The 7,750-nt window shown below is 66.4% G+C and carries 8 protein-coding genes; 5 read left to right on the forward strand and 3 right to left on the reverse strand.

Annotation, left to right across the window (positions count from 1 at the left end):
• The 3 genes from NTX40_07980 to NTX40_07990 form a co-directional block, all read right to left on the reverse strand.
• Positions 1–966 (reverse strand): aminotransferase class V-fold PLP-dependent enzyme (locus NTX40_07980; protein MCX5649019.1); only part of this gene is annotated, 966 nt, incomplete at its 3' end.
• A gap of 96 nt (positions 967–1,062) precedes the next feature.
• Positions 1,063–1,920, reverse strand: a complete 858-nt coding sequence (gene nifU / locus NTX40_07985) for a Fe-S cluster assembly protein NifU (GenBank protein MCX5649020.1) — start codon at positions 1,918–1,920, stop codon at positions 1,063–1,065.
• A gap of 233 nt (positions 1,921–2,153) precedes the next feature.
• Complete coding sequence (locus NTX40_07990) at positions 2,154–2,498, reverse strand: PilZ domain-containing protein (GenBank protein MCX5649021.1); 345 nt, start codon at positions 2,496–2,498, stop codon at positions 2,154–2,156.
• A gap of 180 nt (positions 2,499–2,678) precedes the next feature.
• Between NTX40_07990 and cysK the strand changes: the two genes are divergently transcribed.
• The 5 genes from cysK to NTX40_08015 all read left to right on the forward strand — a co-directional run.
• Positions 2,679–3,608, forward strand: a complete 930-nt coding sequence (cysK, locus tag NTX40_07995; GenBank protein MCX5649022.1) for a cysteine synthase A — start codon at positions 2,679–2,681, stop codon at positions 3,606–3,608.
• A gap of 167 nt (positions 3,609–3,775) precedes the next feature.
• Positions 3,776–4,246: a nucleoside-diphosphate kinase gene (ndk, locus tag NTX40_08000; protein ID MCX5649023.1), complete on the forward strand. Its 471-nt coding sequence runs from the start codon at positions 3,776–3,778 to the stop codon at positions 4,244–4,246.
• Positions 4,247–4,306: 60 nt separating this feature from the next.
• Entirely contained in the window at positions 4,307–5,326 is a 1,020-nt protein-coding gene (locus tag NTX40_08005) for a uroporphyrinogen-III decarboxylase-like protein (protein MCX5649024.1), read from the forward strand.
• A gap of 285 nt (positions 5,327–5,611) precedes the next feature.
• On the forward strand, positions 5,612–6,961 hold the full coding sequence (hisD, locus tag NTX40_08010; GenBank protein ID MCX5649025.1) for a histidinol dehydrogenase: 1,350 nt from the start codon (positions 5,612–5,614) through the stop codon (positions 6,959–6,961).
• 157 nt (positions 6,962–7,118) lie between these two features.
• On the forward strand, positions 7,119–7,750 hold a 632-nt coding region (locus NTX40_08015), incomplete at its 3' end, for a histidinol-phosphate transaminase (GenBank protein MCX5649026.1).

A 7,750-nucleotide genomic window follows, 5' to 3' on the forward strand; every position in this document is an offset into this window, starting at 1 on the left:
GATGTCGTACTGATCCAGGAGCAAGAGGATCGCCTCGCCCTCGACGTATTCGAAACTGATGTTGGTGGTGTTCGGGAGGCGTGCGGTCGGGTGGCCGTTGAGCATCGCCCCGGGGCACTTCGCGAGGAGTCCCTTCTCCAGACGATCCCTGAGGGCGCGCACGCGAGTCTGTTCGTCCTTGAGGCGCGCCTTGGCGAGTTCCGCCGCCTTCCCGAGCGCGACGATGAGGGGCACCGGCTCGGTGCCGCCCCGGCGGTTGCGTTCCTGGTGCCCGCCCAGCATGAACGGGCTGAAGCGCGTCCCGCGCCGCACGTACAGCGCCCCGATTCCTTTCGGGGCGTGCAACTTGTGGCCCGAGAGGCTGAGCATGTCCACCGGCAGGTCGGCGAGGTTCATGGGCACCTTGCCAACGGCCTGGACGGCGTCCGTGTGAAAGAGGATGCCGCGCGACCGGCAGAGGGCGCCGACGTCCTCGACGGGAAAGAGGACGCCCGTCTCGTTGTTCGCCCACATGACGGTCACGAGGGCGGTGTCGTCGTCGAGCGCGTCGCCGAGGTCGGCGATGTTGAGCATCCCCTGGCTGTCAACGGGGAGTTCCGTCAGGCGGTACCCTCCGCCTACGGAGCCCTCCTGGCCGAGGACGTGGCAGAGGTTCCGCACGGCCGGATGCTCGACGCGCGTCGTGATGAGGTGCCGCCGGCCGGCGCTCACGGCCAGGGCGCTGCGGATGGCCGTATTGTCGCTCTCCGTGCCGCACGAGGTGAAGATGATTTCCGTCGGGTGGGCGCCCACCAGGTCGGCCACCTGCTCGCGGGCCTCTTCGACGTTCCGGGCCACCTGGCCGCCGAACGTGTGCATGCTCGACGGGTTGCCGTAATACTCGGTGAGGAACGGCTCCATAGCCTCGCGAACTTCCTGGGCGACGGCCGTCGTCGCGTTGTTATCGAGATAAATGACCTTGCTCATGATGCGTTTCCCCGCGTCAAGGCGCTCTGTTGAATACCTCCCTCTCCACCCTCCGGGGGGAGAGGGAGAAAAAAGCATGTTTTCGACATAATGGCGTCAAGGCTGAGGCAGCCGACCGCCCACGTCCTCGACGACTATCCTTGAGTCCACGAGTTCCCGCAGTTTGGCCTCGACGGCGCCTTTGAGGGTGAAGTCTCGTACGCGGCACCAGGCGCAGTGGCCTCGGAACGCCACCTGGACGCGCCTTCCGTCCACGTCCACCAGTTCGATGTCGCCGCCGTCCGCCTGGAGCATCGGGCGGATTTCCTTCTCCATGACTTCTTCGACGCGGCGGATGCGTTCGATGTTGGTCATGGGCTTGACGGCCGGCTCCTTCGGGGCCGCGGGCGCCTTTTCACCGCGGACGCGCGCGATGATCGCCTCGATCTCGGGATGGCATCCCCGGCACCCGCCGCCCGCCTTCGTGTAGTGCGTCACCTCTTCGACCGTCTTCAGGCCGTGCTCGCGCACCACCTTCTCGATGAGTTTGTCCGTCACACCGAAGCACCGGCAGACGATCTCTCCCTCATCTTCGAGTGCGAACGGCTCATGGCGATATTTCGCGATCGCTTTCTGGAGCGCCTCCATGCCCATCACGGAGCAGTGCATCTTTTCTTCGGGCAGGCCGCCGAGGTAGTCGGCGATGTCGTCGTTCGTGACCTTTGCCGCCTCGTCAATGGTCTTGCCCTTGATGAGGTCGATGAGGGCGTCGCTCGAGGCGATGGCGCTGGCGCATCCGAAGGTCTGAAACTTGGCGTCGGTGATGCGGCCCCCGGCGTCGAGCCGGAGCATCAGCCGCAGCGCGTCGCCGCACGTGATGTTCCCCACCGTCGCCTCGACGTCCGGCTTCGCGATCTCCCCGACGTGGCGCGGATGCAGGAAGTGGTCTTTCACTTTTTCCGTGTAGTCCCACATCGCCGCCGAGCCTCCTCGCCGATTCGTGCTCACCCATTGTACGGAACCCGCGGGTCCGTATCAAGCGGGACGCGCCGGCCGAGGGAGAAGAGAAAAGGTTCGCCGCCCGCCTTGGCGGGCGCTGGTCCCGGCGCGCCGGGACGCGGGGCAGCCTACTCCGCCGAAGCAGCCGCTTCGGCTGCGAAGGCTGGAAGCCCCGCGGCGAACCCACCGCGTAAAACTTATCTAACCGATTAGCCGGCCACGGGAGTTTCGAACTTGACGGCCACCTGGAAATAGTTTTCGGTTTCTTCGATGCGGCACACCCAGGCGGGGAAGGTGGCCCACTGGGCCTTCTCGTCGGGGTCCGCGGGGAACAGCAGGAAACACGCCAGGACGCGCTGGCCCTCACACACGCCGCGCTTGACAGGGAGGCCGTCCAGTTTCGCCCCGCCGCGAGAGAGGTCCTTCACCTGGCCCCGGAAAACAATCTGCTCGTTCTCGTTCCGGATGACGGCATTGTAGTTGCGGCGTTTGCGCCGGTGGCTCCGCCGATTGTCCAAGAGGTGTCGCGCCAGACCCTCAAGTTTATTGAGCATGTCTTCGCCCTTCCTCGGCTCGCCCGCGTCCGCTTGGAAAAACTCTGTCTGGGACGACTTTGTCCCGTTCCTATTATCGGCCAGCGCGGGGCCTCGCCTTGACTTGCGCCCGGGGGCTTTCTAGACTGTTCGGGAGGCGCTCTTCCTCTACCCGAGGACCCTTGCGCAAGGAGGCGAAGCGTGGCAGGCCTTTTCGACAACGCGGCGGGGACGATCGGCTCGACGCCGCTCGTCCGCGTCAACCGCATTATCCACTCCAAGGCTCACGTGGTCGCCAAACTGGAGTTCTTCAACCCCCTCTCGAGCGTCAAGGACCGCATCGGCCTCGCGATGATCGAGGCCGCCGAACGCGACGGACTCGTCGGGCCCGACACCACGATCGTCGAGCCGACGAGCGGCAACACGGGCATCGCGCTCGCCTTCGTCTGCGCCATCAAAGGGTACCGCCTCCTGCTGACCATGCCCGAGAGCATGAGCGTCGAGCGGCGAAAACTCCTCAAAATGCTCGGGGCCGAACTCGTCCTGACCCCCGCCGACAAGGGCATGCCCGGCGCCATCGACGCCGCCAAAGCCATTCTCAAGGAAGACAAAAACGCCTTCCTGCCGAACCAGTTCGAGAACCCCGCCAACCCCGAGGTCCATCGCCGAACCACCGCCGAGGAAATCTGGCGCGACACCCAAGGCCGCGTGGATGTCCTGGTGGCCGGCGTCGGGACGGGTGGAACGATCACCGGCGTCGCCGACGTCCTGAAAAAGCGCAAACCCTCGTTCCGCGCCGTCGCGGTCGAGCCCGCCGCCAGCGCGGTCCTCTCGGGCGGCAAGGCCGGCCCGCACGCCATCCAGGGCATCGGCGCCGGGTTCATCCCGGCCGTCCTCAAGCGAGAACTCATCGACGAGGTCGTCACCGTCGAGAATGAAGAGGCGCTGGACTGGGCCCGACGGGCCGCCAGGGAAGAGGGGCTCCTGGTCGGCATTTCGAGCGGGGCCGCCCTTGCCGCCGCCGACAAGATCGCCGCACGCGAGGAGATGGCCGGCAAACTCATCGTCGTCATCATCCCGAGTTGCGGCGAACGGTACCTCTCGACAGCCTTGTTCGAAGGCATCGGTTGAGGACGACGAGAATGACGAATGACGAAGTCCGAATGACGAATGAATGACGAAACGGCAATGACGAATCCCGACGCGCGCGTGGGGCAGATCGGCGTTTCGTCATTCGTCATTGCCATTTGATTCGTCATTCGGGTTTCGTCATTCGGGTTTGGCAGAGGAGGTTAGCGGTGGAACGCACTCTAGTCATTCTCAAGCCTGACGCCGTGCAAAGGGCCCTCGTCGGCCGAATCCTCGCCCGCTTCGAGGCGAAGGGCCTGCGGCTCGTCGCCCTGAAGATGGTCCGCCTCGACCGCGCAGCCGCCGAACGCCTCTACGCCCCCCACAAAGGCAAGCCTTTCTACGAGCCGCTCCTGCGCTTCGTGACGAGCGGCCCTTCGGTCCTCGCGTGCCTGGAAGGGAAGGGGGCCGTCGCGGCGGTGCGCAAGATGCTCGGGGCGACCTTCGGCCCGGACGCCGACCCGGGGACCGTCCGCGGCGACTTCGGCGTGTCGAACCGCTTCAACCTCGCTCACGCGAGCGATTCGCCCGAGACGGCCGCCAAAGAGATCGCGCTGTTCTTTAAGCCCGAAGAACTCCTCGACTGGGACCCCGCCGACTGGAACTGGCGCTACGACTTCTCGACCGGCGAATGCGTGTAGGCGGCGCCCCGCTCTGGTGTGCGGAAGCCCCGCCGTCCGCCATCAAACGAGGAGGCAACGTTGCTTACCAAACGCGAGGTGATCCTCGAAGCCCTGGAGTTCCGGCCGCCGCCCTACGTCCCCTGGGCCTGGGGCCCGACCGAGCGCGCCGCCGAACGCCTCCGGCTCCACCTGGGCGTCGAGGACCTTTCAGACTTCCTCGCCCCGCATTTCGTGGATGTGGAGGCTTCCTTCAGGCGCTTTGAGCCCATCGGAAACAATCTCTATCGGGACGCGTACGGCGTCGTGTGGGACCGCAGCATTGACAAGGACATCGGGACGCCTTCCTCCTGGCCGATCCGCCGGCCGGAAGACCTGGCGGAGTACGTTTGGCCCGATGCCGGGGCCGACGCCTTCTACGCCCACATCCCGGGCGCGCTGGAGGCGCAGCCCGACTGCTTCCGGCGGTACACACTGGGGTTTTCGCTCTACGAGCGGGCGTGGACGATGCGGGGACTGACGGACCTCCTCGTGGACATGGTCGAACGCCCCGAGTTCGTCGAGGACCTCCTGGACGCCATCGTCGAGCACAACCTCGTCCAGGTCCGCAAAGCGCTCGAGTTCCCCCTGGATGCGGTTTATTTCGGCGACGACTACGGCATGCAGACGGGCCTGATTATGGGCCTGAAGCACTGGCGGCACTTCTTCAAGCCGCGGCTGGCCCGCATGTTCGCCCCCGTCCGAGAGGCGGGCAAGTACGTCTTCCTGCACTCCTGCGGATGCGTCGTGGAATTGTTCGACGACCTCGCCGAGATAGGCTTAAACGTCTTCAACCCGTTCCAGCCCGAGGTCATGGACGTCTTTGCCATCAAGCGGCGGTACCACGGGCGCCTGGCGTTCCACGGCGGGATGAGCGTCCAGAAGGTGCTTCCGTTCGGGACGCCCGCCGAGGTGCGCGAGGCGACGGCCCGTCTGCTCCTGGCCGGGCGCAACGGGGGCTACGTCTTTTCCCCGTCGCACAGCGTTCCGGCCGACGTCCCGCCCGAGAACCTCGTCGCCATGGTCGAGGTGCTCAAGGCCCAGCCCGGCTGGGTCGGCTGAGAAAGGGGTCAGGATGCTTTGTTAAAAACATGCTTCTTCTCCCCCTCTCCCCTCGTGGGAGAGGGTAGGGTGAGGGGGAATGAGGCTCGCCCGACGGCATTCACCCTCACCCCTTCCCTCTCCCATCAAGCGGAACGTCCCGCCGGGGGGAGAGGGAGAACGAAAGGCCCTTGTGAACAAAGCAGGTCAGGACCCTTTTCCGTGGGCCGGGCCCTTTCCAGTTGATTCACCCCGTCCCAGGCTTATAATCACGTCTGCGAACACGTCTTGTGGGGGAGATTGGCCATGATACGCCGAATTGATTCAAAAACCCGCGAAGGACGCGCCGCCCTCGAGACCGTCCGCCGGACCTTGAGCCTCGAGCACGGCATGGTGGCCGCCGGCGCCGCCCTGGCCGACACCGAGGCCACCGTCCGCCGAATCCTCGACGACGTCCGCGACCGCGGCGACGAGGCCGTCTGCGAGTGGACGAAGACGCTCGACGGCGTCGCGCTCAAGCCCGAGGACCTCCGCGTCCCGGAGTCGCGGATCCGCGAGGCCTTCGAGTCCATGCCCCCCGAGTTCGTGGACACCGTGACGCGCATCCGCGAATCGGTCCGGCGGTTCCAGCGGCACATTCTCCTTCGCAGCCCCAAGGCCCTCGCGCGCAAAGGACGCCGCCTCCGCCTCATTTACCGGCCGCTCGCGCGCGTCGGCATCTACGTCCCCGGCGGCAAAGCGTTCTATCCCTCGACGGTCCTCATGGCGGCCGTGCCGGCCCTCTCCGCGGGCGTGCCCGAAGTGGCCGTCGCCTGTCCGCCCTCGGCCGACGGCGACGTCCACCCGGCCGTCCTCGCCGCCTGCCGCATCTGCGGCATCGCCGAGGTGTATCGGATCGGCGGCGTGCAGGCCGTCGCCGCCTTCGCCTTCGGGACGCAGACGGTCCGGCCGGTCGATAAGATCGCCGGCCCGGGGAACCTCTACGTCCAGATGGCGAAGAAACTCGTCTATGGACGGGTGGACATCGATTCGTTTGCGGGCCCGAGCGAGGTCGCCATCCTCGCCGATTCCTCCGCCGATGCCGAACTCGTCGCCGCCGACATGCTCAGCCAGGCCGAGCACGACCCCGGCGCCGCCATCCTCGTCACGCCCGACGAGGCGCTCGCCGACGCCGTCGTCGAGGAACTCGAGCGCCAGGTCGCCGGCCTCGAGCGGGCGCGGGCCACGCGCGAGGACCTCCAGCGCTACTCCGCCGTCGTCCTCGTCGCGGACCTGGACGAGGGCGCGCGCGTCATCAACGACCTCGCCCCCGAGCACCTTCAGATTCTCACGAAGGACCCCGAGGCCGTGCTTCGCGGCATCCGCAACGCCGGCGCCATTTTCCTCGGACGCCACACGCCCGTCGCCGTCGGCGATTACGTCGCCGGGCCCAGCCACACCCTCCCGACGGGCGGAACCGCGCGGTGGGCGAGCGGCCTGACGGCCAACGCGTTCCTCCGGTCCATCAGCGTCATCGAGTACGACGCGAAAGCCCTGGCCGCCGACGCACCGGACATCGAACGCCTGGCCGGCGTCGAAGGCCTCTCGGCCCACAGCAAGAGCGTCCGTAAACGCCTCGAGAGGAATGGCGAAGTCCGAAACCCGAATGACGAATGAATGGCGAAACGACAATGACGAATCCCGAAGCGCGCCTTCGCGCGCGGTGCGCTGTTTGGGCTTCGGGTTTCGTCATTGCCGTTTGATTCGGCATTCGGATTTCGTCATTCGTCATTGTAATGCGCAATGATTGCAGCGCGACCGAAGGGATGAGGCTTTGGGGTACATCCGAAACAACATCGACGCCATGGCCGCCTACACGCCCGGCGAACAGCCGGGCCCCGACGAGCGCGTCGTCAAACTCAACACCAACGAGAACCCCTATCCGCCCAGCCCGCGGGTCCTCGAGGTCCTTCGCGGGACCGATTGGTCGGCCCTGCGGAAGTACCCCGACCCGATGGCGAACAAGGTCCGCGACGCTGTCGCACGCACCTTGGGCGTCCGGCGCGAGGAGGTCCTCTGCGGGAACGGCAGCGACGAACTCCTGCGCCTGGCCGTCACCGCCTTCGTCGGCGAAGGGGATGCGCTCGCCTATCCGACGCCGACCTATTCGCTCTACCCGGTCCTCGCCGAAATCCAGGGCGCCCGCGCGATTGAGATTCCGAGCCCGGACGATTTCTCCCTTCCCGTCGACGCGCTCGCCAAGGCCAAGGCCCGCCTCCTTTTCATCTGCAACCCGAACGCCCCGACGGGCGTCTGGACGAGGCCCGAGGTGATTGCCGATCTGGCGGACCGCGCCAACGGCGTCGTCGTCGTGGACGAGGCCTACGCCGACTTCGCCCCCGCCTCTGCGCTCGCGGCCGTCCGCGGGAAGCCGAACGTCCTGGTGTTCCGGACGCTCTCAAAATC

This window comes from Planctomycetota bacterium (genome assembly GCA_026387035.1).
Taxonomy (GTDB): Bacteria; Planctomycetota; Phycisphaerae; order FEN-1346; family FEN-1346; genus JAPLMM01.